27 protein-coding genes are annotated in these 26,624 nt (G+C 67.8%); 14 read left to right on the plus strand and 13 right to left on the minus strand.

Translation table 11 applies throughout. The annotated features are described in order from the left end of the window. Positions 1–240 precede the first annotated feature (240 nt). The gene (locus ACU18_RS05100) at positions 241–1,698 is read left to right on the plus strand and encodes an amino acid permease (RefSeq protein WP_050684448.1); all 1,458 of its coding nucleotides are present in this window, start codon (positions 241–243) and stop codon (positions 1,696–1,698) included. Positions 1,699–1,791: 93 nt separating this feature from the next. Here ACU18_RS05100 and ACU18_RS05105 read toward each other — a convergent pair whose 3' ends face one another. Further along, positions 1,792–2,523, minus strand: a complete 732-nt coding sequence (locus tag ACU18_RS05105; RefSeq protein WP_050684449.1) for a dienelactone hydrolase family protein — start codon at positions 2,521–2,523, stop codon at positions 1,792–1,794. A 200-nt stretch (positions 2,524–2,723) separates the two neighbouring features. Then, positions 2,724–2,900: a CsbD family protein gene (locus ACU18_RS05110; RefSeq protein WP_050684450.1), complete on the minus strand. Its 177-nt coding sequence runs from the start codon at positions 2,898–2,900 to the stop codon at positions 2,724–2,726. A gap of 132 nt (positions 2,901–3,032) precedes the next feature. Between ACU18_RS05110 and ACU18_RS05115 the strand changes: the two genes are divergently transcribed. The 5 genes from ACU18_RS05115 (at position 3,033) to ACU18_RS05135 (ending at position 7,196) form a co-directional block, all read left to right on the plus strand. Then, complete coding sequence (locus ACU18_RS05115; protein WP_050684451.1) at positions 3,033–3,491, plus strand: SRPBCC family protein; 459 nt, start codon at positions 3,033–3,035, stop codon at positions 3,489–3,491. A 77-nt stretch (positions 3,492–3,568) separates the two neighbouring features. Continuing rightward, positions 3,569–4,168 (plus strand): pentapeptide repeat-containing protein, encoded by a 600-nt coding sequence (locus ACU18_RS05120; RefSeq protein ID WP_082178193.1) that lies wholly within the window; start codon positions 3,569–3,571, stop codon positions 4,166–4,168. Between the two features lie 129 nt (positions 4,169–4,297). Further along, the gene (locus ACU18_RS05125) at positions 4,298–5,524 is read left to right on the plus strand and encodes a thiolase family protein (protein ID WP_050684478.1); all 1,227 of its coding nucleotides are present in this window, start codon (positions 4,298–4,300) and stop codon (positions 5,522–5,524) included. Beyond that, positions 5,524–6,324 (plus strand): enoyl-CoA hydratase/isomerase family protein, encoded by an 801-nt coding sequence (locus tag ACU18_RS05130; RefSeq protein ID WP_197273520.1) that lies wholly within the window; start codon positions 5,524–5,526, stop codon positions 6,322–6,324. The genes ACU18_RS05125 and ACU18_RS05130 overlap by 1 nt, the downstream gene beginning before the upstream one ends. After that, the gene (locus ACU18_RS05135; RefSeq protein WP_050684453.1) at positions 6,321–7,196 is read left to right on the plus strand and encodes a 3-hydroxyacyl-CoA dehydrogenase family protein; all 876 of its coding nucleotides are present in this window, start codon (positions 6,321–6,323) and stop codon (positions 7,194–7,196) included. The genes ACU18_RS05130 and ACU18_RS05135 overlap by 4 nt, the downstream gene beginning before the upstream one ends. Positions 7,197–7,206: 10 nt before the next feature. Here the strand turns inward: ACU18_RS05135 and ACU18_RS05140 are convergent, their stop codons facing one another. Next, positions 7,207–7,440 (minus strand): DUF6480 family protein, encoded by a 234-nt coding sequence (locus ACU18_RS05140; RefSeq protein ID WP_050684454.1) that lies wholly within the window; start codon positions 7,438–7,440, stop codon positions 7,207–7,209. 72 nt (positions 7,441–7,512) lie between these two features. On the opposite strand from ACU18_RS05140, the gene ACU18_RS05145 reads away from it, so the two are divergent. After that, the gene (locus ACU18_RS05145) at positions 7,513–8,121 is read left to right on the plus strand and encodes a GNAT family N-acetyltransferase (RefSeq protein ID WP_050684455.1); all 609 of its coding nucleotides are present in this window, start codon (positions 7,513–7,515) and stop codon (positions 8,119–8,121) included. Positions 8,122–8,130: 9 nt separating this feature from the next. Here ACU18_RS05145 and ACU18_RS05150 read toward each other — a convergent pair whose 3' ends face one another. Then, positions 8,131–9,048, minus strand: a complete 918-nt coding sequence (locus ACU18_RS05150; RefSeq protein WP_050684456.1) for an SGNH/GDSL hydrolase family protein — start codon at positions 9,046–9,048, stop codon at positions 8,131–8,133. 134 nt (positions 9,049–9,182) lie between these two features. On the opposite strand from ACU18_RS05150, the gene ACU18_RS05155 reads away from it, so the two are divergent. Continuing rightward, a complete protein-coding gene (locus ACU18_RS05155; protein WP_050684457.1) occupies positions 9,183–9,902 on the plus strand; it encodes a tyrosine-protein phosphatase in 720 nt (239 codons plus the stop codon). Beyond that, positions 9,899–12,055 (plus strand): S1 family peptidase, encoded by a 2,157-nt coding sequence (locus tag ACU18_RS05160; protein ID WP_050684458.1) that lies wholly within the window; start codon positions 9,899–9,901, stop codon positions 12,053–12,055. The genes ACU18_RS05155 and ACU18_RS05160 overlap by 4 nt, the downstream gene beginning before the upstream one ends. 7 nt (positions 12,056–12,062) lie before the next feature. Here the strand turns inward: ACU18_RS05160 and ACU18_RS05165 are convergent, their stop codons facing one another. Then, a complete protein-coding gene (locus ACU18_RS05165) occupies positions 12,063–12,497 on the minus strand; it encodes a PaaI family thioesterase (RefSeq protein WP_050684459.1) in 435 nt (144 codons plus the stop codon). A 145-nt stretch (positions 12,498–12,642) separates the two neighbouring features. Here ACU18_RS05165 and paaZ point away from each other — a divergent pair, with 145 nt between their 5' ends. Next, positions 12,643–14,754 (plus strand): phenylacetic acid degradation bifunctional protein PaaZ, encoded by a 2,112-nt coding sequence (gene paaZ, locus ACU18_RS05170; RefSeq protein WP_050684460.1) that lies wholly within the window; start codon positions 12,643–12,645, stop codon positions 14,752–14,754. Between the two features lie 117 nt (positions 14,755–14,871). Here paaZ and ACU18_RS05175 read toward each other — a convergent pair whose 3' ends face one another. From ACU18_RS05175 to ACU18_RS05190, 4 genes are all read right to left on the minus strand, one after another. Continuing rightward, on the minus strand, positions 14,872–15,165 hold the full coding sequence (locus tag ACU18_RS05175; protein ID WP_050684461.1) for a hypothetical protein: 294 nt from the start codon (positions 15,163–15,165) through the stop codon (positions 14,872–14,874). A 115-nt stretch (positions 15,166–15,280) separates the two neighbouring features. After that, entirely contained in the window at positions 15,281–15,913 is a 633-nt protein-coding gene (locus ACU18_RS05180) for a TetR/AcrR family transcriptional regulator (protein ID WP_050684462.1), read from the minus strand. Between the two features lie 76 nt (positions 15,914–15,989). Beyond that, positions 15,990–17,345 (minus strand): phenylacetate--CoA ligase PaaK, encoded by a 1,356-nt coding sequence (gene paaK, locus ACU18_RS05185; RefSeq protein ID WP_050684463.1) that lies wholly within the window; start codon positions 17,343–17,345, stop codon positions 15,990–15,992. A gap of 7 nt (positions 17,346–17,352) precedes the next feature. Further along, on the minus strand, positions 17,353–17,814 hold the full coding sequence (locus tag ACU18_RS05190) for a hotdog fold thioesterase (protein WP_050684464.1): 462 nt from the start codon (positions 17,812–17,814) through the stop codon (positions 17,353–17,355). A gap of 272 nt (positions 17,815–18,086) precedes the next feature. Between ACU18_RS05190 and pta the strand changes: the two genes are divergently transcribed. After that, a complete protein-coding gene (gene pta, locus ACU18_RS05195) occupies positions 18,087–20,156 on the plus strand; it encodes a phosphate acetyltransferase (protein ID WP_050684465.1) in 2,070 nt (689 codons plus the stop codon). 81 nt (positions 20,157–20,237) lie between these two features. Here the strand turns inward: pta and ACU18_RS05200 are convergent, their stop codons facing one another. Further along, positions 20,238–20,537 carry a hypothetical protein gene (locus ACU18_RS05200; protein ID WP_050684466.1) on the minus strand — a complete coding sequence of 100 codons (300 nt, stop codon included), beginning with the start codon at positions 20,535–20,537 and terminating at the stop codon, positions 20,238–20,240. A gap of 180 nt (positions 20,538–20,717) precedes the next feature. On the opposite strand from ACU18_RS05200, the gene ACU18_RS05205 reads away from it, so the two are divergent. The 3 genes from ACU18_RS05205 to ACU18_RS05215 all read left to right on the plus strand — a co-directional run bounded on the left by ACU18_RS05205 (position 20,718) and on the right by ACU18_RS05215 (position 22,709). Beyond that, positions 20,718–21,155: a hypothetical protein gene (locus ACU18_RS05205; RefSeq protein ID WP_050684467.1), complete on the plus strand. Its 438-nt coding sequence runs from the start codon at positions 20,718–20,720 to the stop codon at positions 21,153–21,155. Further along, complete coding sequence (locus ACU18_RS05210) at positions 21,152–21,457, plus strand: winged helix-turn-helix domain-containing protein (RefSeq protein WP_050684468.1); 306 nt, start codon at positions 21,152–21,154, stop codon at positions 21,455–21,457. The genes ACU18_RS05205 and ACU18_RS05210 overlap by 4 nt, the downstream gene beginning before the upstream one ends. Positions 21,458–21,542: 85 nt before the next feature. Next, positions 21,543–22,709 carry an acetate kinase gene (locus ACU18_RS05215; protein WP_050684469.1) on the plus strand — a complete coding sequence of 389 codons (1,167 nt, stop codon included), beginning with the start codon at positions 21,543–21,545 and terminating at the stop codon, positions 22,707–22,709. Between the two features lie 18 nt (positions 22,710–22,727). Here ACU18_RS05215 and ACU18_RS05220 read toward each other — a convergent pair whose 3' ends face one another. The 3 genes from ACU18_RS05220 to ACU18_RS19860 form a co-directional block, all read right to left on the minus strand. Next, on the minus strand, positions 22,728–23,924 hold the full coding sequence (locus tag ACU18_RS05220) for an NAD(P)/FAD-dependent oxidoreductase (RefSeq protein WP_050684470.1): 1,197 nt from the start codon (positions 23,922–23,924) through the stop codon (positions 22,728–22,730). 2 nt (positions 23,925–23,926) lie between these two features. Then, positions 23,927–24,133 carry a DUF2945 domain-containing protein gene (locus ACU18_RS05225; protein WP_050684471.1) on the minus strand — a complete coding sequence of 69 codons (207 nt, stop codon included), beginning with the start codon at positions 24,131–24,133 and terminating at the stop codon, positions 23,927–23,929. Between the two features lie 8 nt (positions 24,134–24,141). Further along, positions 24,142–26,624, minus strand: a 2,483-nt coding sequence (locus ACU18_RS19860; protein ID WP_082178194.1) for a hypothetical protein, incomplete at its 5' end; no start/stop codon positions are given.

Consider the following 26,624-nt stretch of genomic DNA (forward strand, 5'->3'; position numbering starts at 1 on the left):
AGGGCAACGGGGGGAGGTCGGGGTACAGGGGCGGGGCGGATCCGGTACTGCAGACACCGGAAGTGTTGTGCGCGTCACGTGGCACCCTTCGCGTCTTGTACGATGGACGAGCCGCGCGAAGCTTCGGCTGTGCGAAGGATCATGGATGTAATCGGTTGCCCCCGGGGCTAAACACCGAATTATGTGATCTGGATCATTCGCCCCCGGATGCGGCCAACCCCCAACCTACAAGGAATCGTTGTGCCTCAAAGTACCCCCTCAGATCTTAAGAACACCCCGGCCGCGGCCACGTCTGACCCGTCCCTCAGCGCCGAGGGATACAGCAAAACGCTGGGCCGCCGCCACGTCACCATGATCGCCATGGGCGGCGCGATCGGCGTCGGCCTCTTTATGGGTGCCGGCGGCCGGCTGGCCTCCACCGGCCCCGCCCTGATCTTCTCCTACGCCATTGCCGGCGTCATCGCGTACCTGCTGATGCGGGCCCTCGGTGAACTCATCATGTACCGCCAGACGTCAGGCTCATTCGTCAGCTACGCCGGCGAGATGTTCGGCCGCAAGGGCGCCTATGTGTCCGGCTGGATGTACTTCATCAACTGGGGCATGACGGGTATCGCTGAACTGATCGCGATCGGCCTGTACTTCCAGTTCTTCTTCCCCAACGTCCCTGTGGAGGTCAGCGCCATTGCCGCGCTCCTGCTCCTGGTGGCCGTGAACCTGCTCAGCGTCAAGGCGTTCGGCGAGTTCGAATTCTGGGCCTCCTGCCTCAAGGTGGGCGCCATCCTGATCTTCCTGGCAGTGGGCACCTTCATGGTGGTCACCAACGCCAAGGTGGGTGACGGCAACGCCTCGGTGAACAACCTCTTCGCTGCTGAAGGCGGCATGTTCCCGAAGGGCGCCCTGGTGATGGTGCTTGTCCTGAACGCCGTGATCTTCGCCTACAACGGCATCGAACTGGTCGGCATCACCGCAGGCGAGATGCAGAACCCAAAGCGCGAAGTGCCCAAGGCCATCCGCGCCGTTGTGCTCCGCATCGTGGTGTTCTACGTCGGTTCTGTAACCCTGCTGGCCATGCTGCTTCCCTCCGACCAGTACGTGGCCGGGACCTCACCGTTCGTCACCGTGTTCGGCCAGATGGGCCTGGGCTGGGTGGGCGATGTGATGAACATGATCGTCATCACCGCGGCCCTGTCCTCCTGCAACTCCGGCCTGTACTCGATCGGCCGGGTCTTCCGCACCATGGCCAACAACGGCCACGCCCCGCAGTGGCTCACCAAGATGTCCTCCCGCCACGTCCCGTACGCCGCCATCCTGGCCATCGCGGCGTTCTACCTGGTGGGCATCCTGCTGAACATCTGGCTGGGCGGCTCCTACGCCTTCGACCTCGCCCTGAACACCGCCTCGATCGGCGTGATCTTCACCTGGGGCGCCATCTTCGCCAGCCAGATCGCGCTGCGCCACCGCAAGGGCGTCACCTCCAGCCTGCCCATGCCCGGTTCGCCGTGGACCAGCTGGGCCGGGCTGGTGGCACTGCTGGTGATTGTGGTCCTGATCGGCTTCGACACCATGACCAACAAGGGCGGTGAGGTCTTCTACCTGGGCCTCTGGACCCTGGCGACCATCCCGTTCTTCGCCCTGGTGCTGTGGCTCGGCTGGCAGAAGGTCAGGAACAACGCACCGAAGAACGAGCTCTACAGCTAGGAATTCTTCGGCAGCCGCCAGGCTGGTTGGAAGCGTACGACGGCGGGACGCCCCTAGGGTGCCCCGCCGTCCGGCGTTTAACGGGAGAGCCCGTCAGGGCGCCGTCGTTTTGAGGTGGCGGGCGAAGTGGTCCTCAATCCGCTGCCAGGCTTCCGGTGCAGACTCCGGATCCGGCCCGATCCCCAGCACCCGCATCAGCGGCCGCAGGACGGCGGGCCCGGCCTCGGATTCGTTGAGGAACGCATGGCCGGCGTGGGGAAACTCCTTGACGTCGTTTTCGATCCCCAGATCATCAAGGACGGTTTCCAGCCTGGCGGCGGCACCCTTGAGGGTTTTGTCCCGGGCGCCGAAATTGGCCACGATGGGGCAGGCGTCACGGAGGGCCTCCTCCGGATGCCCGGGGAGCTTCCCGTAGTTGACCGCCGCGGCGTCAAACCCGTCGCGGGCCGCCAGGAGGGCAAAGCCGCCGCCCATGCAGAAGCCGATCACGCCCGTCCTGCCGGTGCTGTCCGAGGCGCCGGCCAGCCAGGCACGCGCCACGGAAATGTCCGTAAACGCCGTACCGTGGCCGCTGACCAGGCTTTGCATCGTTGCCACCAGGCAGCGCCTGCGGCCGTCGCTGAAAAGGTCGACGGCGAGGGTCAGGTACCCCGCCCGGGCCAGCCGGTCCGCGTGGCCCATTGAGTTCGCGTCCAGGCCGAATGCCTCGTGGATCATCACCACGGCGGGGAACGGGCCCGGCCCCGGGGGCGTGGCCAGATAGCCGCGCAGGTTGGTGGAACCGCCGGCAACTGCGCTTTCGGCGCTAAGGTCAATGAAGGTCATGGGGCAAGGCTAGCGGCGGCTGCCGGCAACAGGCCGCAGGGCTGGCTGTGCGGAATGGACTCGCCGGCTGGAATCCCTGGCTGCTGCGTCCGCACAGCAGAACGGCGGCGGATCCCGTGGGATCCGCCGCCGTCTATGCGCTGCGTTCCAGCAATGCAGCGGGCTACCCGAAGGCGGTGCCCGGCTGCCTCAGCCTGAACCTAGTTGCGCTTGAATTCGTCCTTGACGCTTTCGCCGACCTTCTTTGCGTCGGCCTTGACCTGGTCAGCCTGGCCTTCGGCCTTGAGCTTGTCATTGTCGGTTGCGTTTCCTGCAGCTTCCTTGGCTTTTCCGCCCATGTCTTCCGCTGCGTTGCTGATCTTGTCTCCGAGGCCCATGCTGGTTGCCACCTTTCGTTGCGTTGATCAAATACTGCATTTTCACCATAACACGAAGCTTGCTTACTAAATCAAGCTGGACCGGACTTTCCCTGCCTGTAAGTTGTCGGCGGCCACGGCTAGGCTCGAAGCATGGACCAAAGCACAAACGTCACCCGGCACATCCAGGCAACACCTGACCAGGTCTGGGCCGTGATCACGGACATTCCCGGCTCGGCCACCACACTGTCCGGCGTCGAAGCTGTCCAGCCGCTCACGGACGGTCCTTACGGCGAGGGAACACGCTGGAAGGAGACCCGGAAAATGATGGGCCGGTCCGAGACCGTTGAGATGTGGGTGGCCCAGGTGGATCCGACCCGCAGCACCACGGTCAAAGCGGAGCAGGGCGGTGCCGACTACAGCACCCGGTTCAGCTTGGCACCACGCGAGGGCGGCACTGACCTCACTGTCACCTTCGGCACCCACGTGGACAACCCTTCGGCGGCCATGCGCGTGATGTTGGCCGTGTTCGGCAAGGTCGGGCTGGCCATCACCCGCAAGGCCCTCGCCAAGGATCTCGCGGACATTGCGGCCAAAGCGGAGTCGCTTTAGTGGCGGCCACCCGGGCACGTGCCCCCAAGGTCGCCGCGCCGCAGCTCTCCCGGGCACTCCTGGCGGGCGTGGACCTGATGGACCTGGAGTCGGCCGGATTCCACAGCGGCGAACGGTATGACGGTGTCCGGTTCCACCGGGCAGCAGCGGACGGTCTGGACCTGGGCGGTGCTGATTTTTCCGAATGCGAGTTCCAGGGCATCTCCTTCAACGACACCCAGCTCCGCGGCGCCACCTTCCGTGACTGCATCATCGGCGAGCTGTACGCCCCCGTGTTCCGGGCCGCCCGGAGCGCCTGGCGGGACGTCGAGGTCCGGAACCCCCGGCTGGGGTCCGCGGAACTCTACGAAAGTGGCTGGCAGTCGGTCCATATCGATGGCGGCAAGCTGGACTTCCTCAACCTGCGCGGCGCCAAACTCACCGACGTCCTGATCAGCGACTGCATCATCAACGAACTGGACCTTGGGTCGGCCACCGGAACGCGGGTGGCACTGAAAAACTGCACCATCGGCACCCTTGACGTCAGCGGCGCAAAGCTCAAGGACGTTGACCTCCGCGGGACCGAATTCCGGTCCATCAGCGGGCTCGGCAGCCTGGCAGGTGTGGTGGTGGACGAGTACCAGTTAAGCCTCCTGGCGCCGTTGCTGGCGGCGCACCTGGGGTTGACGGTCCTGTAACGCCCCGGCTGGGGCGCTTCGCAACGACGGGTGCCCCGTGTACTATTTACAGAACGAACGGTCGGTAAGTGGTTTTCCGCGTTGCCGGGCGCCGATGACAGTGCTGTTGATCGCGTGAAGGGTGTTTCCATGGCTGCAACCGCAGGTCCGCAGGCTTTCCTTGTTGGCGGGGTACGAACCCCGGTGGGCCGGTACGGCGGCGCGCTGTCAGCCGTCCGCCCCGACGACCTGGCGGCCCTGGTGGTCCGCGAGGCGGTGGCCCGGGCCGGGCTCGATCCGGACAGCATCGACGAGGTCATCCTGGGCAACGCCAACGGCGCCGGTGAGGAAAACCGGAACGTGGCCCGGATGGCCACCGTCCTGGCCGGGCTGCCCCTCCACATTCCCGGTATCACTGTCAACAGGCTCTGCGCCTCGGGGCTGAGCGCCATCATCCAGGCCAGCCACATGATCAAGTCAGGCGCCGCGGACATCGTGATCGCCGGCGGGGTGGAGTCCATGAGCCGGGCGCCGTGGGTCCAGGAGAAGCCAGCCGCCGCCTTCGCCAAACCCGGCCAGATTTTCGATACCTCCATCGGGTGGCGGTTTGTGAACCCGGAGTTCCAAAAGGGACCGCTGTCCAGGGATGGCAAAATGACGTTTTCCATGCCGGAGACCGGCGAGGAAGTGGCCCGCGTGGACGGCATCACCCGCGAAGAAGCGGACGCCTTTGCCGTCCGCTCGCACGCGCTGGCGCTGGACGCCATTGCCGCCGGCCGCTTCAAGGACGAAATCGTGCCCGTGACGGTGGCTACCAGGAAATCGGAGACCGTGGTGGATACCGATGAAGGCCCCCGGGCCGGTACCACCATGGACGTCCTGGCCGGGCTGCGGCCTGTGGTCCGCGGCGGCAGCGTGGTCACCGCTGGAAACTCCTCCACCCTGAACGACGGCGCATCCGCCATCATTGTGGCCTCGGAAGAAGCCATCAAAAAGCTGGGCCTGGTCCCGCGTGCCCGCATCGTCGACGGCGCGTCGGCCGGCTGCGAACCGGAAATCATGGGCATCGGCCCGGTGCCCGCCACCCGCAAGGTCCTGGCGCGGAGCGGGCGCACCATCGGTGAGGTTGCCGCCGTCGAACTTAATGAGGCCTTTGCCACCCAGTCCCTGGCCAGCATCCGCCGCCTGGGCCTTGACCCGGACATTGTGAACCGCGACGGCGGCGCCATCGCCCTGGGCCACCCGCTTGGTTCCAGCGGCTCCAGGATCGCCATCACCCTGCTGGGCCGGATGGAGCGCGAAGATGCGGCGCTGGGCCTGGCCACCATGTGCATCGGTGTGGGCCAGGGCACCGCCCTGCTGTTGGAGAAAGTCTGATGCCGGGCGCCGTGGACCTGGCCGCCGAAACCTTCTCCGCCCTGCTGGTGGAGGAACGCGCCGACCGGGTGGTGGTGCTGCTCAACCGGCCGGAGGTCCGTAACGCCATAGACCAGCAGATGGTCGACGAGCTGCACGTGGTGTGTACGGCACTGGAACAGACCCCGCGGATCCTCGTCATCGCCGGTACTGACGGTGTTTTTGCATCCGGCGCCGACATCAGGCAGTTGCGGGAACGGCGGCGGGACGATGCGCTGCAGGGCATCAACTCCACAATCTTCATCAGGATTGCCAAGCTGCCCATGCCGGTCATCGCCGCGCTGGACGGCTACTGCCTGGGCGGCGGCGCGGAGCTGGCCTACGCCGCCGACTTCCGGATCGGCACGCCGTCAGTGCAGATCGGCAACCCGGAAACCGGGCTGGGAATCCTCGCCGCTGCGGGGGCCGGCTGGCGCCTCAAGGAGCTGGTGGGGGAGCCGGTGGCCAAGCAGATCCTGCTGGCCGGACGGGTCCTCGGCGCCGAGGAGGCCCTGGCCGTCAATCTCATTTCCGGGATCCATGACACGGCGGACCTGATGGCCGCCGCCCACAGCCTGGCGGACCGGATCGGACGGCAGGACCCGCTGGCCGTGCGGATCACCAAGCAGGTGTTCCACGCCCCGGCTGAAGCCCACCCCCTCATCGACCAGCTGGCCCAGGGCATCCTCTTCGAATCGCAGGCGAAGTTCGACAGGATGCAGGCCTTCCTGGACACCAAAGCTGCCCGGGGTACCCAGCCCGGCGGAAAGAAGGACTCATGACCAACCCCCAGCTTTCCCCCGGCCTGCCGGGGTCCATCGGTGTCCTGGGCGGCGGCCGCATGGGCGCCGGCATCGCCCACGCGTTCCTGGTCAAGGGTGCGGACGTGGTGGTGGTGGAGCGCGACGCCGAGGCTGCCGCCGCCGCCCGCGACAGGGTCCTGTCCGCCGCGGCCAAGAGTGTTGAACGCGGCGCAGTGACGGCCTCCGTGGATGACCTCGCGGCGCGCCTGGAGGTGGTCACCGGCTACGGCGCGTTCGCGGGACGGGAACTGGTGGTGGAGGCAGTTCCGGAGGACTGGGAACTGAAGGTCGCGGCGCTCCGGGGGATCGAGGAGCAGTTGACCGCCGGTGCGTGCATCGCCTCAAACACGTCCTCGCTGTCCGTGACCGGGCTGGCCAACGAACTGAAGCGGCCCGAGGACTTTTTGGGCCTGCACTTCTTCAACCCCGTCCCGGCCTCCACCCTCATCGAGGTGGTCCTGGGCGAACGGACCTCCGCCGGGCTCGCCGCCGCAGCGCGCAACTGGGTGGCAGCGCTGGGGAAGACTGCTGTTGTGGTCAACGACGCGCCGGGGTTCGCGTCCTCCCGCCTGGGGGTGGCCATTGCCCTGGAGGCCATGCGGATGGTGGAAGAGGGGGTTGCCTCTGCCGAAGACATCGATGCGGCTATGGTCCTGGGCTACAAGCACCCCACCGGACCGCTGCGGACCACGGACATTGTGGGCCTTGACGTGCGCCTGGGCATTGCCGAATACCTGCACTCCACCCTGGGGGAGCGCTTCGCCCCGCCGCAGATCCTGCGGGACAAGGTGGCCCGCGGCGAACTGGGCCGCAAGACCGGCCGCGGGTTCTTCGACTGGCCCGCCCAGTAACGCGTTCCGGCTAGTCGAAGAAGCCCACGATGTAGCCGATGAAGTAGAGCAGGAACAGCACCACGCCGGCACCGATGGCACCCACCCAGAAAATCTGCTGGCCCTTGCCGGAGCCTTTCTGGCGCGGTTCCGACGTTCCAGCCACCGATCCTTCGCCCGGCGGTGTTTCGCCCGGTGGAACGCCGCCGCCGGGTTCCAGGCCTGTGATCTTGTCGTCCTCGGGGTCCGGATTGGTACCTGACACGTCAACTCCCTCGCTCGCGGTCCTGCAGTCCCCACACTAACGGGCAGCGGAGTGTGGGCCTAGGCTGATGCAGTGACTTTTATGAACCCCGTAACCTTGACCGGCCGCCGCGTGATCCTGGAACCGCTGGCGCCGGAACACCATGACGGCCTGGTGGACGCAGCCGCGGACGGCGAACTGTGGCGTCTCTGGTACACCTCGGTGCCCACCCCGGAGGGCATGGCAGCCGAAATCCGGCGCCGGCTGGACCTCCAGGAGCAGGGCAGCATGCTGCCGTTCACCACGAGGCTGGCGGACCCGGCCACCGGCGGTCCGGGCCAGGTCATCGGGATGACCACCTACATGAACATCGACGCCGCAACACCGCGGGTGGAGATTGGCTCCACCTGGAACGCGGCGTCCTCGCAGGGCACCGGCACCAACCCGGAGTCCAAGCTGCTCCTGCTGGAACACGCGTTCGAGGCGCTCGGCTGCCCGGCCGTGGAGTTCCGCACGCACTGGCTGAACCACCAGTCACGCGAAGCGATTGCACGGTTGGGCGCCAAGCAGGACGGCGTGCTCCGGAACCACTCGCGGACCTCGGACGGGATACTCCGCGACACCGTGGTGTTCTCCATCCTGGAGCACGAGTGGCCCATGGTCCGCGCCGGGCTTGAGTACAGGCTGGCCCGGCGCGGGTAGGGGGGGCGGCTACCTCCGTGCGAGCTGTGCCGGTTTGACTGCCCCCATGATCGCTGAGGCGTAGGCACGATGCCCGGCCTGGTTCGGGTGGAAGTTGTAGTCCGCAGTGGTCAGGGCAAGATTCAGTTGCAGCCATGGGTCCGCGGAGTTGACCTGGTGTCCTGCGAACCGTGCCGTCATATCGACGTACTGTGCGTTGGCGTGGAAGGCAGTGTTGGCGGTGTTCACGGCTGCTTCGATCGTTGTATTCAGCCGGATGGTCGCCCCATTCATCAGCTGCTGGTTTTCTGCTGGAATAGGAGCAAAGGGGCTGGCCGGATCAAAAAGGAACGGATAGCCCAGGACTGCAATCCTCGCGTTTGGTGCTGCCGCATGGATGGCAGCGTAAGTCTGGGCAAGGCCGGCCTGGAGCAAACCGAGGTTAGTGGGCGACGTGAGGTAGTCCAAGGTGCCGGCGCAGACAGCCGCGGGCTGGGTGGCGCAGACTCCAAGGGCGTAGGAGAAGCCCACATCGTTGGCTCCGGCGGTGATGCTGACCAGTTCAGTATCCGCGGAGATCGCCCCCATGAAGGCCAGGGACGCGAGTTGCTCCTGCACTGTGGGAGTTACGATGACGCGGTCATAGAAGGGGCTGGCCTGTGACAGGACCGCTCCATGGCAGGCACCGTTGGCCACGAGGTTTACCCGGCCCGTTGTTCCCACCACGTCCACGTAGCCCGGATTGCTCTGCCAGCAAGCCACCCCCGCGGGGCGTAAGGCTAAGCCGGCGCCTGTGCCTGCCGTGTATGAGTCGCCCAGCGCAACATAGTCCGCCTGCGGAGGCGGCGCTGCCTGTGCAGGGAGTGCCGTGAAACCGAGTGCCATTGCCGTGGTGGCAAGGACGGCCGCAAAGGCCCCCCGCCGCCGTCGTAAAGCCAAAATTGCCATGATGTTCTCCTTTGAACAACAGCGTTCCTACGTGGCGGGCGGTGGGCTCGCAAGTGACACCGTACGCCTGATTGCGCCGCAGGTCACCGGCTGGTGTGCACGAAGTGCCTCCCGGGCTGTGATTAGCTTTCGGAATGAGGAATTCGGGCAGGTCCGTCGTCTGGGATGGCGCCGTTAATGCGTGGCACGTAACGGGCGGAGTGTTCCGCATGGGGCGCCGGGAATGGCTCACCGCGGCAGGCTGGCAGCAGGCGCACGACGACGGCATCCGCACCGTGGTGGACCTCCGTAACGCCGCGGAGGTGCGCCGCCGGGACACGGACCCTTCCGTTGTGCCCGCCGACCTGCACGGCATCACTGTGGTCGCGGCGCCCACCGAAGTGCCCGGCGACCCCGACTTTGCGGCCGTCTGCGGCCCTTACTTGAACAACCCCGCCTATTACGCGGACAACGCCCGGCTGTTCCCGGACAAGCTGGTGGATGTCTTCCGGGCGCTCGCGGCAGCCGCGGACAGGGGTGCGGTGGTGCTCCACTGCGCGGCCGGCCGGGACCGCAGCGGCATGGTCGCCGCAATGGTCCAGGACCTCGCCGGCGACACAGACGCGGAGATTGCGCAGGGATACCGGCAGGCGGCGCGCGGCATCAACGAGCGCTACCGGACCCACGGACCGCCCCATGACCGCGAACGCTACCTCGACGAAGCAGAGCTGGCGCCGCTGCTGGCCGCCCGCGGCACGCTGGTGGTGCAGTTTGTCCGGGAGCTCGACACCCGGGCGTTTCTCCTGCGACACGGTTTAACGTTTGATGAACTTACAGCGGTCCAGTCCCTGGCCGGAGCGGGAGTGGCGAAATGAAATCAGTTAACAACAGGCAGTTCCTGCCGCTGGCCGCGGCGGCAGCGCTGGTGGCGTCGTCGGCGTGGCTTGCAGCACCCGCGTGGGGCACCCCGGCTGCCCCCTCTGCGGAAGACTCATCTTCTGCACCAGCCCCCGCCGGACCGGCGGAAGGCGACCTCACCACGGCAGTCCAGCGGGACCTTGGCCTGACGCCGGCGGAGTTTTCCGCCGCCGGCCAGCTGGGATCCGCCGCTGCCGACATCGAGGCTGCCCTTCGGAACGTGCCGGGCTTCACCGCCCTGCAGGTTGTGGACGGGCGCATCGTCGTATCCGGGGACGGGCCCGGGCTGGCCGCGGCAGTGGCTGGATTGGCACTGGGCGCTCCGGTGGACCTGGCAGTGGATTCCGGTGGGCGTGCCGCCGTTGAGTCCGCCGCCCAGGCCACCGAGCCCTCCGTCGGTGACGGGGCCGCTGCCGAGGCGGCGGCTGACGCGGCAGCCGGCAGCCAAACTGCGGCCAGCACGGAGCAGCTGTTCCAGGACTACGTCAGCCAGGTAGGACCCGCAGGACTGCAGGCAGTGGTGGCGTCCGGCGCCGGATTTGTCATCAGGACCGGCGGCATCAATCAGCCCGAGGCCGCTGATGCCGCTGCCGAGGGACACCCCGGCGCTCCCGGTGTTACTGCCGGCACTGAACGCGGCAAGCTGTCGCCGGCGCGGTTCGTCTCCCGGTTCACCAACGTTAAACTCGACGCCGGGCCGCCCCTGGCCGCGGAAGCGGACGTGCTGGGCGGTACCGGGTTCTTTTCGGACCAGGGCGTGACCTGCTCCACCGGGTTCTCCGTGTTTAGCCCGGACGGCCTGCCGGCGGTCCTCACCGCCGGCCATTGTTCCACTGACGGCGCCGCCCGGACCGCAACCCTTGAGCCCCGCGGCCCGGCCGCTGCGCTGCTGGGGACCTTCGGTTTCAGCCAGTTCGGTGGCGCCGGCAACTCCAGGATCATCGAAAACCCAGACGACGCCGAGAACCCGGGCAACGTGGGCGCAGACATCTCGGTGGTGGCCCACCTCCAGAAAGGCATGGACCCCGTGCCGGCAGCCAGCACCTGGGCTGATGCTTCCGCGCCGGGCCCGGACGTGAAGATCATCGGCCAGGCCAACCCGGTGGTGGGCATGCCCGTGTGCCGCTCCGGCCGGACGTCGGCGTGGTCCTGCGGCAGCGTGGATGAGGTGGGCATCTTTGTGGTGCCGGGCCCCGGCTCCTGGGCTGATCCCGGCGACCTGCGGGCATTCCACGGCTTCCTGTCCTACGGCATCGAATCCAGTGGCGGCGACTCCGGCGGGCCCTACCTCAGCGGCAACTACGCGGTGGGCACCCATTCCGCCGGCGACGCCCCGGATGCCGCGGGCAACGTGGTCCGGAATTTCGCCGTTGCGTCCACCCTTGCCGACAACCTGAAGGTGCTGCCCGGTTACGGCCTTGAGGTATTCCTCAACAAGCCCGCCGTCACCGCGCCCGCGGCCGGCAAAAACTACACTGCTGGCCAGCCCGTCACCGGCACCGTCCCGGCGGCACCGGCATCAGCCGTGGCAGCCGGATCGAAGGTCCGCGTCAGTGTCCGCGGGGAAGCCCCTGTTGATGTTCCGGTCGACGCCGGCGGGAACTGGAGCTTCGAGGTCCCCGCAGGGTTCACCGGGAAGCTGCGGTTCACCGCCGAGACCGTCAACGGGTTCAGCACGTCCGGCCCGGCCAGCTTCAGTTTCGCGGCTCCGCCTGCTGTCCCGGCTGTCCCGGCCCAACCTGCTGCGCCCGTCAAACCGGCGCCTGTTCCCGTGAAACCGGCGGCTCCCGTCGAAGCCAAGCCGGACCCGCTGCCCATCGTGGTGGCGCCGGCCGCTGCCGACCCAGCCACAACCGCCCCAGCCACCGCTGACCCCACCGGCGCCGCGGGGGGCCCGGCCGCCGTCGTCCAGCCGCCGTCGGACACCCCCGCTGACCTGGCCATCACGGGCGTTGGTGGCAACGGCAGCACGGCGGGGCCCACAGGTGCTGCGCTTGCCAACACGGGCTCCGGCGTCGCCGGAATGGAGTGGATCGGGCTGGGAACCGGTCTGGCCGGCGCCTTCCTGCTGATCCTGGTCCGGCGCCGAAGGAAGCCGGCAACGCGGTAAAGCGCCGTTACCTGCGGTCCAGCAGCAGGTTGGTGATGCGGAGGGTGCAGAGCCGCTGGCCGGCATCGTTGGTGATGAGCACTTCGTGGGTGGTGAGGGTGCCGCCCAGGTGGATGGGCGTGGCGGTGATGGTGATTACGCCTTCCCGGGCCGAGCGGTGATGCGTGGCCGACACGTCCACACCCACGGCGGTCTTGCCCAGGGTGCTCGCGTGGATGACCGCCGCCCAGGAGCCCACTGCCTCGCCTACGGCCAGTGACGCCCCGCCGTGCAGCAGGCCGAACGACTGCCGGTTCCCCGCAACGGGCATGGTGGCCACAACGCGCTGCACGGATTCCTCGACAATCCTGACCCCCATCTTCTCGTCCAGTTCACCCAGCGTGATCTTCCACAGCTCCGGACCGGCCGCTGCCTCAGTCCCGGTGGTGGATGCGTCGCCCATGAACTCTCCTTCTGATGGCTGCAGCCGGCCGTTGCCTGCTGATGTGCGCCGCCGCACATTCATGTAGTCTACCTATATTACCGAACGGACGGTCAGTAATGATCGCCGCCAAGTTTGCCCCCCTTGCCGGAAGGACCCGTCAACGATGACCACCACAACCACAGCCCCACAGGCTCCCGCCAACACCGTGGAAACAGTCCCCAGCTTCGTCAAGGACTCCTGGTGGACCCCCGGCCCGGACGCCGACGGCGCCGCAGTCCCCGTCCGCGACGCCAGCACCGGGGAAATCCTGGCCAACGTCAGCACGGCGGGCCTGGACCTGGCCGCCGTCGTGGATTACGGCCGCACCACCGGCCAGGCCGAACTGGGCAGGCTCACCTTCCACCAGCGCGCACTCAAGCTCAAGGAACTGGCGCAGTACCTGAACGCCCGCCGCGAGCACTTCTACGGCTTCTCCGCCCAGAGCGGCGCCACCAAAATCGACTCCATGATCGACATCGACGGCGGAATCGGCGTCCTGTTCACCTTCGGCTCCAAGGGCCGGCGCGAACTGCCCAACTCGCAGGTGATGGTGGACGGTCCCATGGAGGTGCTGTCCAAGGACGGCTCATTCGTCGGCGAGCACATCTATACCCGCATCCCCGGCGTCGCCGTGCAGATCAACGCCTTCAACTTTCCGGTCTGGGGCATGCTGGAGAAGCTGGCCCCTGCCTTCCTGGCCGGGGTCCCCACCATCGTCAAGCCCGCCACCCCCACAGGCTATGTTGCCGCTTCCGTGGTGAAGGCCATCATCGAATCCAACATCCTGCCCAAGGGTTCCCTCCAGCTGATTTCCGGCTCGGTCCGGGGCCTCCTGGACGTTTTGGACTACCGCGACCTCGTGGCGTTCACCGGTTCCGCCTCCACGGCGCTGTCCCTGAAATCGCACCCCAATGTGGTGGAAGGCGGGGTCCGGTTCACCTCCGAGACCGACTCCCTCAATGCCGCCATCCTGGGCCCCGACGCCGTTCCGGGCACCCCCGAGTTCGACGCGTTCATCAAGTCCGTGGTCACCGAGATGACCGTCAAGGCCGGCCAGAAATGCACGTCCATCCGCCGGACCATCGTCCCGGCGGACCTGGTGCAGCCAGTTATTGCGGCGATCGGAAAGCGTGTTGAGGAGCGCGTGGTCCTTGGTGACCCCCGCGCGGAGGGCGTCACCATGGGCGCCCTCGCCTCCGTGGAGCAGCTCGCGGATGTCCGCGCCGCTGTGCAGTCAATGCTCGACGCCGGCGGTGAACTGGCGTACGGAACGCTCGATTCGCCGTCGGTCATCTCCACGGACGGCACCACGGGCGTGGTGGAGGCCGGCGCGTTTATGTCGCCCGTGGTTCTGAGCTGGGACGACGCTGAAACCGAAGCCATCCATTCGCTGGAGGCCTTTGGCCCGGTGGCGTCAGTGATCGGGTACAAGGACGTGCCCGACGCCGTCCGCCTCGCCGCCCGCGGTGGCGGCTCCCTTGTGGCGACTGTGTGCACCAACGATCCGGCTGTGGCACGGGAACTGGTCACCGGCATCGCCGCCCACCACGGCCGCGTCCTGATGCTCAACCGCGAAGACGCCAGGTCCTCCACCGGACATGGCTCACCGGTGCCACATCTGGTCCACGGCGGTCCCGGCCGGGCCGGCGGCGGTGAAGAACTGGGCGGCATCCGCTCGGTCATGCACCACATGCAACGCACTGCCATCCAGGGCTCACCGAACATGCTCACCGCTGTCACCGGCGTCTGGCATGCCGGCGCGGACCGCAACTTCACCGTGGACACCGAAGGAACGCACCCCTTCCGGAAGGATCTGGCGTCGCTGCGGATCGGGGACGCCGTCCGCTCCGACCTGCGCCAGGTCACCCTCGAGGACATCACGGCCTTCGCCAATTCCACGGGGGATACGTTCTACGCGCACACCAACCAGGAAGCGGCCGAAGCGAATCCGTTTTTCCCGGGCATCGTGGCGCACGGCTACCTGCTCCTGGCATGGGGCGCCGGACTCTTTGTTGAGCCGGCCCCGGGCCCCGTCCTGGCCAACTACGGCCTGGAAAACCTCCGGTTCATCACGCCGGTCGCCGCCGGCGACTCCATCCGCGTGACGCTCACAGCCAAGAAAATCACCCCGCGCGAGACGGACGAGTACGGCGAGGTGGCCTGGGATGCCGTCCTCACCAACCAGGACGACGAAACCGTGGCCACCTACGACGTCCTGACCCTCGTGGCGAAGTAGCCCCGCACCCCCGTTGCGCTATCACTTTTGGTCCCCAAACCCAGGGTTTGGGGACCAAAAGTGATAGCGCAACGGGGGTTTTGGGGGTTTTGGGGGTTTGGCGGGGCCTTTAGGGAATCAGGACTCGGCGCCGTCGTGGGTGCCGTCGTCGCTGCTGTCCTCTTCGGCGGCCGTGGCCGTCTGGTCCGACAGGTCGAGGTTTCCGCGGGCCTCGTCGATGGAGGGCTCGTCCGCAGGCACGCTGTAGGTGTCCGGGCGGATGCCGTGGGCCTGTTCCTCGATCAGGGCCTGCTCTTCGCTGAAGCGGATGGCGTTGGCCTCGTCGCCTGAATCGCCGGCGATGTCCTCACGGAGTTTCGACGGGTCCGGGACGATGAATCCGGCAGCTGCTTCTTCCTTGGGGTGGCTCATTTTTGTACCTTCCGTTCGTTCGGGTTCGTCATTCCACCGTAGTCCGGGCACAGGGGATTACCAAGCACGCTTAGCATCGCGTGGCCCGCGCAAGGGGGCTGGACGAACCGAAAGGTCAGGGCTGGGCGTGCAGGCCGTCAAAGGCCATGGTGATGATGTTGTCCGCCAGCCGCTCGGGGGAGAGGGAGCCGCCGGGTTTGTACCATTCCACGATCGAGTTGATCATGCCGAAGACCAGGCGGCTGACGGTGCGCGGATCGATGTCGTCACGAAGCGAGCCCTCGTCGCGCGCAGCGGAAATCAGGCCGGCCACCTTGTGGTCGAACGTTCGCCGCCGTTCCAGGGCGTCCCGTTCGATTTCGGTGTTGCCGCGGAGCCGCAGCAGCAGCGTAACGAACGGCAACCGGTTCACCAGCACCGAAACAGTCTGGCGGAGGACAAACTCCAGCCGGGCATCGGCGGCCCCGGACGCGGCCTCCGGCTGTTCCAGGATGGCTTCCAGGCCGCCCAGCGCGTGGTCCAGGGCCAGCTTGAGGAGGTCGCCCTTGGACGGCACATGGTGGTAGATCGCGGACTTGGAAATGCCCAGGTTCTCAGCCAGGATGCCCATGGACGTGGCGTCGTAGCCGTGCCGGTTGAAGACGTCGACGGCGATGCGCAGCACCGATTGCTGGTCATAGCCGGGCCGGCCGCGTTTGGTGCCCGCGGGCGGGCCGACCGTGCTGGATGCTTCAGTGGTGCTGGACATAGAAGCTAGTTTCTCATGAACGGTCGGTTGGTCCGGGCCGACAGGGCTGCCGGCCCGGGCGGGTCGCTCCGGCCAGCTATACCTTGGGCCGCAGGTCGTAGATCCGCCGCAGTTTGCCGTTGGACCGCTCAAGCGCGCCTGGCTCCACGATGTCCACTGCGCATGAAGAACCCACGTGGATCTTGATCTGCTCCCGCAAGGTGCGGGCCGCCGTCGTGCCCTGCTCCTGCGTGACCGTTTCACGGCGCTCGATCCGGACCGTCAACTGGTCCATGCGCTGGCCTTCAGGGCGGGTGAGCTCGAGCTGGAAGTGCGGGCTGAGCTCGGGGATGCGGAGGGCGATTTCCTCGATCTGCGACGGGAAGAGGTTCACGCCGCGCAGGATGATCATGTCGTCGCTGCGGCCGGTGATGCGGCCCATGCGGCGGTGCGCCGGGCGCGCGGTGCCGGGCAGGAGGCGGGTGAGGTCCTTGGTGCGGTAGCGGATGATGGGCAGGGCTTCCTTGGTGAGCGAGGTGAAGACGAGTTCGCCGTGCTCGCCGTCGCCCAGTACGTTTTCCTTGCCGGCCAGCGGGTTGAAGGGGTCGATGATCTCCGGCCGGAAGTGGTCCTCCCAAATGTGGCTGCCGTCCTGCGTCTCCACGGCCTCGCCGGCGACGCCCGGGCCCATCACCTCTGACAGGCCGTAAATGTCGCAGGCCTTGATGTCCATGGTGACCTCGAGCTCGTGCCGCATTTCCTGGGTCCAGGGCTCGGCGCCCAGCACCGCGAACTTCAGCGACGTGGAGGTGGGGTCGATGCCCATGTGCGCCATGGCGTCGGCGATGGTCAGCAGGTACGTGGGGGTGGCCAGGATCGCGTCCGGCTGGAAGTCCTGGATGAGCTGGATCTGGCGTTCGGTTTGGCCGCCGGACATGGGGATCACGGTGCAGCCGAGTGCTTCCGCGCCGTCGTGGGCGCCCAGGCCGCCGGTGAACAGCCCGTAGCCGTAGGCGTTGTGCACCTTCATGCCGGGGCGGATGCCGGCGGCACGGAAGCTGCGGGCCACCAGTTTGGCCCAGTCGGCCAGGTCCTGTTTGGTGTAGCCGACGACGGTGGGCCGGCCCGTGGTGCCCGAGCTCGCGTGGATGCGGGCTACTTCGCGCTGTGGCACCGCGAACATTCCGAACGGGTATTCGGCGCGGAGGTCATCCTTGGTGGTGAACGGGAAGTTGCCCAGGTCGCTGAGTTCGCGGAGGTCGGCGGGGTGGATGCCGGCGTCGTCGAACTTGCGCTTGTAGAGCGGCACGCGGTCGTAGGCGTACGCGACAGTGTGCTGCAGGCGGCTGAGCTGCAGGGCTTCCAGTTCGTCGCGGGAGATGGTTTCCTCGCGGTCCAGGTCGGCGCCGGTGCCTGTTGGGGAAACGGGTGTTTCGGGGGCGTGCAGGGTCATAGCGTTCCTACTTCCTGGGGATGGTGCGGCTGCGGCCGCGGAACTCGGCAATGAGTTCGCCGGGGGCGCCGGGGATGGTGTCTGCGGCTGCGCCTGCGGCGAACACCTGGATGTCGTAGATGCCGCTGCGGCCCGCGCTGGAGCGGAGGCTGGCTGCCGCGGTGATGACCTGGCCCTGGTAGGCGGGCTTGAGGAAGTTGATGTCGACGCCGGACGCCACGGTGATGGTGTTTTCCGCACCGGGCGCCGGGTTGGCCGGGTTGCAGGCCAGGGCGAAGGCGGAGTCGGCGAAGGCGAAGATCATTCCGCCGTGGGCCATCCCGAAGCCGTTGAGCATTTCCTGCCGGAGGGTCATCCGGATGGTGGCGTGGCCGTCGCCCACGGCGAGGACCTCGATGCCCATCCAGGCGGAGGCGTGGTCGTTCGCCAGGATGGGATGGGGGAGCCCGGACAGTGTTGTTTCAGCCATGCGTCATTGCCTCCAGCTTTATTTACCGAATGTTCATTAGGTAATCCCATCGGGGGTCCGGTGTCAAGGGCGCCCCTCACCCAACTGACTCGCAGTTGTTGTCGTTTTGAGGGCGCAAAACGACAACAACTGCGAGTCAGTTGGGTGAGGAGGGGCTGGGAGCCGGCCACACGCAGGGGGCGTGTCCGGCACCACGCAGGCGGGGCGGCCCAAGCCCGCCAACAAGTGCAAGGATGGATGGACCGGCACCAGCAAACAGCAAAGGGCGGACCATGGCCAAAGGTATTTACGTCAGCGCAACCACCCCCGGCTCGGGCAAATCCCTGGTGGCCTTAGGCCTGGCGGACACCCTGCACCGGCACGCGGACAGGATCGGTTTCTTCAAGCCCGTGGTCCACGGCAAGGTGGCGGCGGACGATCCCATGGTGGCCCTGATGAAGTCCCGGTTCGCCCTTGAGGATGAGCGCTGCCGCGGCGGGCTCACGTTCGAGGAGGTCCGCGGCCTGCTGGCGGATGGCCGGCGTGCTGACATCGATGCCCGCTGCGTCGAGATCTTCGCCGAAATTTCCCGGCACTGCGACGTGGTGATCGTGGAAGGAACGGACCTCACCGGCCAGGACGCCGCCGTCGAGTTCGACCTCAACGCCCGCCTGGCCAACAACCTGGCCGCACCCGTGGTGGCGGTGGTGGGCGCCAAGGGACGGACCGTGGCGGAGGCTGTGGCCGCCGTCGAGGTTGCCAGGAAGGAACTCCTGGCGGAAAAGTGCTCGCTGCTGGCCATCATGGTGAACCGCGCCGACCCTGAAGACCTGGCGGACATCGCCGCTGCCGTGAAACCCGGCGCCTCCGGCCGGCCCGTGTACGTGCTGCCCGAGCTGGACGAAATCGCCCGCCCCACCACCGGCGAGGTGGCTGCGGCGCTGGGCGTCCGGCAGATTGCCGGCCGCGCCGACATGGAGCGGGACGTCCGGGACATCAAGGTGGCGGCCATGAACGTGGGCAACTTCCTGAACGTGCTGGACGAGGGCGCCCTGGTGATTGTGCCGGGCGACCGGGCCGACGTGATGGTGGCCTGCCTGGCGTCCTCCTTCTCGCCTGAATTCCCGGTGCCGTCCGGCCTCATCCTCACGGGTGGGCTGGCCCCCGACGCCAACATCTACCCGCTCCTGGCGCAGGCTCCGTTCCCGGTCTTTGCCTCCAGCCAGGACACCTACACCACGGCCCGCCGGGTGGCGGAGGTCCGGAGCGAGATCTGGTCCGGACACCGCCGCAAGGTGGCCTCGGCGTTGGGCCTGTGGTCCCGCCGCGTTGACGAAGCCGAGCTGGTGGAACGCCTGCACCTGCCCCGGGCGGAGCGGATGACCCCGCTGCGGTTCCTGCACGACCTGATCGAACGGGCCCGGACCCAGCGGCGGCACGTGGTCCTGCCCGAGGGTACGGACGTCAGGATCCTGCGTGCTGCCGAGATCCTGCACCGCCGCGACGTCTGCGACCTGACCGTCCTGGGCCCGGAAACCGACGTCCGCGAGCTGGCGGCAGGCAGCGGCATTGACCTTTCCGGCATCAACGTGGTCGACCCGGCAACATCCCCGCTCCGGCAGCAGTTCGCGGAGAAGTACGCCGAGCTGCGGGCACACAAGGGCGTGGACTTGCCCAAAGCCCTGGAAATCATGCAGGATGTCAGCTATTTCGGCACCATGATGGTCCAGCTGGGAGTGGTTGACGGCATGGTGTCCGGGGCCGCACACACCACGGCCCACACCATCCGGCCCGCCCTGGAATTCGTCAAAACGCGGGACGGCGTGAAGATCGTGTCCTCGGTGTTCCTGATGCTGATGCCGGACCGGGTCCTGGTTTATGGCGACTGCGCCGTGAACCCCGATCCCAATGTGGAGCAGCTGGCGGACATCGCCCTGGCGTCCGCGGAGACCGCCGTGCAGTTCGGGGTGGAGCCGCGTGTGGCCATGCTGTCCTACTCCACCGGCGGCTCCGGCTCGGGGGAGGCCGTGGACGAGGTGCGGCAGGCCACCGACCTGGTGCGCCAGCGCCGCCCGGACCTCGCTGTCGAGGGTCCCATCCAGTACGACGCCGCCGTGGACGCCTCGATTGCCGCGTCCAAAATGCCCGGCTCCACAGTGGCCGGGCAGGCAACGGTGTTCATTTTCCCGGACCTGAACACCGGCAACAACACGTACAAGGCCGTGCAGCAAAGCTCCGGCGCCGTGGCCGTGGGGCCCGTCCTGCAGGGCCTGCGCAAACCGGTCAACGACCTCTCCCGCGGCTGCACCGTGGAGGACATCGTCAACACCGTGGCCATCACGGCCATCCAGGCGCAGGCCTGACACGGCGCCGCTGCCGCAGGAATCCGCGGAGACGGACGACGCCGGCACCTGGCTAAGGTGCCGGCGCCGCCTCCTGCGGGACTAGCTGTTGTCCGGTTTGGCCGGGCTGTCCGGGTCCTCCTGCTTGGCGGGCTCGTCGGAGAGCCCCTGCGGGGTCAGGTCCAGGTCTGCAGGGTTTTCCGGCTGCTCTGCCGCGTCACCGGTCTGGCCCGCCTTGGCGCTTCCGGTGTCGTCCAGGGCAGGGTTGGCGCCTTCAACGCCCGTGGGATCCTTGGTGCCGGAGCCGGCGTCCTGCTCTTTCCCGCTGTCAAGCGGCGCGGTGCTGCTGGACCCCGTGTTGGTGGGGTCGTTGTCTTCGGTGTGGTTGGTGCTGTTCGGCATGGAATTTCCTCCCGGGCGTGGTGCAGCGTGTGTGTTGACCATAAGCACACGGTCCGGCCATTCGCAACGGCGGGTGGTTTGATGTGAACTTTCCCGCTGAGCCCCGGAAAGTACTTGACATATTGGAAAGTACTTTCTTAGGGTGGAGTCAACAACAAGGCACCCACCGGAAGGCACACCATGGACAGCCAGAGCCCCACCTCAGCCGAAGCACTTGAGCTCCTGGCCCGCGCCGAAAGCCTCGGCAGATCGGCCACCAGAACAGCCGGCTGGCCGGCCGCCGTCACATTCACCAGCCTGGCCATCCTGGGCTCGCTGCTGATGGTCGGCTTCCACATCGTGGCCACTACAGGCTACGGAGCCCCGCTGCTGGCCGGGTCCATCGGTGTCTGGGCTGCAGTGATCTCCTGCATCATTCCCATCTTCCAACGGTCCGCGAAAACCGGTTTCACCCGCCGGTTCCTGACCTCCCTGTTCGGCTTCTTCTTCCTGTACGTGCTCGCCATCGTGGTGGGCGTTGTCCGCTTCAGCGACGGCAACCTGGCGTACTACTTGAGCGCCGCCGTCGTGCTTGCAGGCTTTGGCCTGTCCCAGGCGCTCCGCGAACTCCGCTCATGAGCACCGGTCCTGAACACCCGCGGCACCGGCTGGATGACCTGGTCCACTCGCCGGTGAGGTTTTCCATCATGGCAGCGCTGGCCGGGGCGGAGACCATGGATTTCAAGGACCTCCGCGATGCCATCCAGGTCAGCGACTCGGTGCTGAGCAAGCAGCTGTCCATCCTGGAGAAGGCCGGGTATGTGCAGATCCGCAAGAGCTTCGTTGGCAAGCTGCCCCGCACTTCCGCCAGCCTGTCCGAAGCCGGCACGGACGCCTGGCGTGCGCACCTGCAGACCCTGCGGGACATCGCCGGAGGATAGGGTCGGCGCAGGATCCGCAGCAGCGGGGGACCGCCCGATAGGCTGGGACCGGAACTGCAGGCGCACGGCTCAGGAGGCCCCACTCATGCTCGTACTGGTCATCAACTCCGGTTCATCCTCGCTCAAGTACCAGGTGCGCGACGTGGCGGCGGGAAGCGTCCTGACGGAGGGCCTGATCGAAAAGATCGGCGTGGGCAACGGCGGCGGCGGGGACGGCGAAACCGTGGGCCCGCGCGACCACGCCGAAGCGCTGGAGCAGGTGGACGCCGCCATCCAGCAGGACCTGGGCGACCTGACGCTCGACGCCGTCGGGCACCGGGTGGTGCACGGCGGCGAGCGGTTCGCCGAACCCGTGCTGATCGACAACGAGATCACCCGCGCCATCGAGCGGCTCAACCCGCTGGCGCCCCTGCATAACCCGGCCAACGTGCTGGGGATCCGGGCCATTGCCAAAAAATGGCCGGACATGCCGCAGGTAGCGGTTTTCGACACCGCTTTCCACCGCACCCTCCCCGAGCACGCCTGGCGGTACGCCGTCCCGGACGAGCTTTACACCAACCACGGCATCCGCCGGTACGGGTTCCACGGCACCTCGCACGAGTACGTCACCCGGCAGGCGGCCGCGCTGCTGGACCTGCCCGTGGACGAGTTCGACGGCGTGATCGCCCACCTGGGTAACGGCGCGTCCGTCACGGCCATCCGCGGCGGCCACTCGGTGGACACGTCCATGGGCTTCACTCCCCTCGAAGGCCTGGTCATGGGCACCCGGTCCGGCGACCTGGACCCCTCCATCCTGGTGTTCCTGGGCCGTGCAGGCTGGACCCCGGAAGACCTGGACACCCTGCTCAACCGGGAGTCCGGCCTGAAGGGGCTGGCCGGCAACAATGACATGCGCTCCGTGGTGGACGCCGCGGAGTCCGGCGACGCCAGGGCAGCCACCGCCCTGGCCGTCACGTCCTACCGGCTGGCCAAGTACATCGGCGGCTACCACGTGGCCGTGGGCGGGGCGAAGGCGCTGGTGTTCACCGCCGGCATCGGCGAGAACTCGCACCAGTTCCGTGCCCTCGTGGCGGACCGGCTAAGTGCCTTGGGTGTGGAGCTCGACGCCGGCCTGAACAGTGTCCGGACCAGGGAACCGCGCGTGATTTCCACGCCGGAGTCAGGGTTGCCGGTCCTGGTGGTCCCCACCGATGAGGAGCGGGCCATCGCGGAGGCGACGGCCGCAGTCGTCAATCTCCCCGCGGCCACCTAACCCACGGCGGGAACCCGTTCACGCCCGGCCCTTCAGGATCAGGTTCCAGTAGACCTGCGGGAAGATGTCCCGGTCCACCACCCAGGACAGCCGGCTCTCGTTCCAGGTGGGGACGCGGGGGATGCTGGGCCGGGGGCGGTACCGGTCATCGAACTCCGCGAACACCACCGTGGAGCGCGACACCGTAAAGGGGCAGACGGAGTACCCGTCGTACTTGGCCGGCAGCGCCTTGCCCTTCCGGGCGGCGACGAGGTTTTGCGCCACCACCTTGGTCTGCTTGCGCAGGGCCCCGCCGGACTTTGAATTGGTGGTGCCGGCGGCGTCGCCCAGCGACCAGACATTGGGGTAGCGGAGGTGCCGCAGGGTCTGCCGGTCCACTTCGACGAAGCCGCCCGGTTCGCCCGGCGCCGGCAGGTCTGTGGCCTTGAGCCAGTCCGGCGCCGACTGCGGAGGCACGGCGTTCAGGACGTCGTAGCGGAGGGCTTCCTCCGCCCCGGTCCCGGTGTCCCGGATGGTGGCTACCTGCGAGCCGGCGTCCACTGCCACCAGCTCGCTGTTGGTCCGGAGTTCGATGCCGTATTCGGCAATCTTCCGGTCCAGCTCGTCGTCTATTTCGGGGACACCGAACACGGTGGGGTAGGGCTGGACCATCACCACGCGGATGCTGTCCAGTACGCCCTGTTCGCGCCAGTAGTCGCAGGCAAGGTACATGGGTTTCTGGCTGGCGCCGCCGCACTTGATGGGCCCGGCCGGCATGGTGAACACGGCGGTCCCGGAGGTCATGCCGCTGAGCAGGGTCCAGGTCTTGGGCGCCAGCTCAAACTCGTAGTGCGACGAGCCGTGCGCCGAGTGGACGGCCTCGGCCAGCCCGGGCACAGCGTCCCAGTCATATTGCAGGCCCGGGCACACCACCAGCTGTCCGTAGGCCACCTCGGCGCCGGAGGCCAGGGTCACGGTGTTGGCGTCGGCGTCGATGGCGGCGGCGCCGTCGTGGATCCACGTGACGCCCGTCGGGGTGACGGACAGCTGGCTGCGGATGGCTTCCGTGGCCTGCGCCCGCCCGCCGGCGATATGGGAGAAGAGCGGCTGGTAGAGGTGGTGGTCCTTGGGCTCGACCACCGCCACATCCGTGACGCCGTAGCGGTGCAGGCGCGCGGCCAGGGAGATCCCGGCGTTGCCACCGCCGATGATCAGGACCTCGTGCCGGGCGGCCACGGCTACTTCTTCTCGCTCAGGGCCGAGGCCTTGTGCGCGGCGCGTGCACCGGTTTTGGCCGACTCCACCACATACTGCGGCTCGTCCTTGCTGGCGCGGTGCGTGTTGCCGTCCAGTTCGAAGTCGCTGGTCTTCTTTTCCACGATTTTCCCGTGCGTTTTGCCCTGGGGCGTGTTCCATTCCACGGACGTTCCCTTGCTCAATGACATCTGCTCTCCTAGCGGGGTGGTGCGGTGGGTTGGGGCTCGCCGGCGGGTGCCGTGCCCCCAGTATCCGCCGTGGGGGCCGCCGGCTCAACGGGTGCGTCCGACGCCGGCAGGCCACCTATGGCGGGTTGCGTCGCCGGTGCGGTGGTAGGGGCAGTCCCTGACGGGTCCGCCGGGGCCGGGGCCGTCCCCGTTGGAACCGGTACGCTGCCGGAACCGGAGCCGGAACTGGAGCCTGTGGGGCCGGTGGCCGGCTGGCCGCTGGGGGCAGGCGTTGCGCCCGGGCCGGGTGTTGTCCCAGGGGCGGGCGTTCCGCCGGGACCGGCGGAAGTGGCCGGGGAGGGTCCGGTGGACGGCGCGGTCCGGGCCGCAGCGGGATCAGCTTTGACGATCGCAGTGATGCGGTCCTTGTAGGCCGAAAGCCGGCCCTGGATGGAGGCCAGCGGTTGGTTGCGGAGGGTCCGGCCATAGTCGGCGATCTCCGCCCACAGTGCCTCGAGCTGCCCCTGGCTGTCCGTGCCGAGGGGGCCGTCCAGCGTCAGGACCAGCTGGCTTGCCAAGGCGTACGTGAGGCAGTCCCTGCAGTTGTAGTTGGCTGCCGCGGACAGGTTTTCCGGAACAACAACGTCCGCCTCACCCACAATCAGCACCACCTGGAAGCCGACGGCCACGGCCGCGCAGTCCGCGCAGTCGGCGAACGCGTAGGCCTCGTTGCGGGTGTCCACGGGCCCGCCGTCGTCGGCCCACACCAGAGCAAACGCCACGCTGTACTTGACCGAACCGTCAGTGGTGTTGACCGCCAGGGCCTGGTTGCCGTCGCCTTCGGGCGCGGCGGGCCGGTCGAACGGGAACACCCACGACGGCGCCGCATCCGTCCCGGAGCCGGCGGGCTGCGCGGACCCTGCCGCCGCCTTTTCGGCCGGAACCAGCACCATCCCCAGCCGTGGGTTGTCCCGGGTGGGCATGGGCTCACCCTGGGGCCACAGCGCCACGGTGCTGCCGGCAGTGCCTTCGCGCAGGATGGTGCTGCCCTGCGGAAGGACAGTGGCCGCGGCGTCGGCGAGGGTGCCGCGTTCGTACGGCTGCACGGGCCGGTACGTCCCGCCGTCGGGCCACCATGCCCAGGCCAGCCCGGCAAGCAGCGCCACGATGGCACCCATGGCTGCCGTCCGGTGCAGCGCCCGGCCGGCCGTTTTGCGCCACAGGCCGGTGACCAGCTGCCGGAGCAGCCGCAGGAAGATGTACAGCATGCCCAGGACGGGGAGGACGACGGCGGCGATCGCCAGGGCGCGCACCGCGACGCCAGCCGGGTCCCCGGCGGCGAGGCTGGCGGCGAGCAGGCCCTGCTGCGTGGCGGCGCTGGCCCAGGCGCTGCCAAGCAGCCGCGGCAGGGAAAGCACCATCATGGCCACGCTGAACAGGAGCAGCGGAACCGTAATGAGCACCCAGAGCGTCACCACGGCGCGTGCCCACGGCTTGAGCGCGCGGCTTTCGGGTTTCCCCCAATGCCACGGCAGCAGGCCCAGCAGCGTGGGCTTGATGCGCTGGAACAGGTCGGGGACGCCGGTGGCGTCCGCCAGGATGTGGTACCCGTCGTACCGCACCAGCGGCAGCAGTTGCCGGACCATCTGCAGGAGCTGGGTGACCACCACCAGCAGCAGCGCATCGAAGCCCGTGGCCCACCACAGCCCTGTGATGAGGACGGCGATGATCGCGTTGAAGTAGAGCCCGCCCAGGTCAGTGCGGAGCCGGCCGCCCCGGCCCAGCCGGTAGGAATCGGTGACGTCGGTGAAGAAGGCGGGCCAGATCAGGTACAGCCCGGCCCCCATGGCACCGGGTGTTGCGCCACCCCTGCGGGCAGCGGCGGCGTGGCCGAATTCGTGGAAACCGGCCGAAAGGATGGTGACAGCAAAAACCAACAGCAGCAGGACCGGGTTCGCGAACGCCTCGTGCGTGGCGGAGCCCAGCCCCCGCACCATCAGCACCCACCAGCTGGCGGCCAGGAATGCCGCCGTCACGGCCACCACGATCAGCGGGTTGAACAGCACCGCAAACGGGGCGGTGATCCTGCGGGTGCGTTCCGGGTCCGTCACCGTAAAACGGAAACGCATGCCCAGGAGGGGGTCCGCTTTCCTGACCTCCGGCTCCGAGCCGTCCGCCAGCCGGAGCAGGCCCATGGGCAGCAGCTGCGATTGCATCAGGGTGCCCACGTTCGCCGCGCTGACCAGCCTGCCGAAGCCCTGGCTGGTGTGGTGGGCGATTTCGGCCTCGCTCCGGCTTCCGTCCGCCGCCGCCAGCACCAGGTAGAGCAGCCGGGTCAGCTGCAGGGTCTGGCCGTCAGCGCGGCGCACCAGATACGGCGCTTCGCGGTAGCCGGAGCCTTCGGACTGGCCAAGGAGCTGCACGCCGTCGGCGTGGGAAGGATTCCGCCGCTGTGTGGCGGGAGTTTCGGCAGGGGACAGCGGCGGGCCGGCCTCGGGGCGCGGCCCGCCGG

It is taken from the genome of Arthrobacter sp. ZBG10 (assembly GCF_001238605.1).
GTDB lineage: Bacteria > Actinomycetota > Actinomycetes > Actinomycetales > Micrococcaceae > Arthrobacter.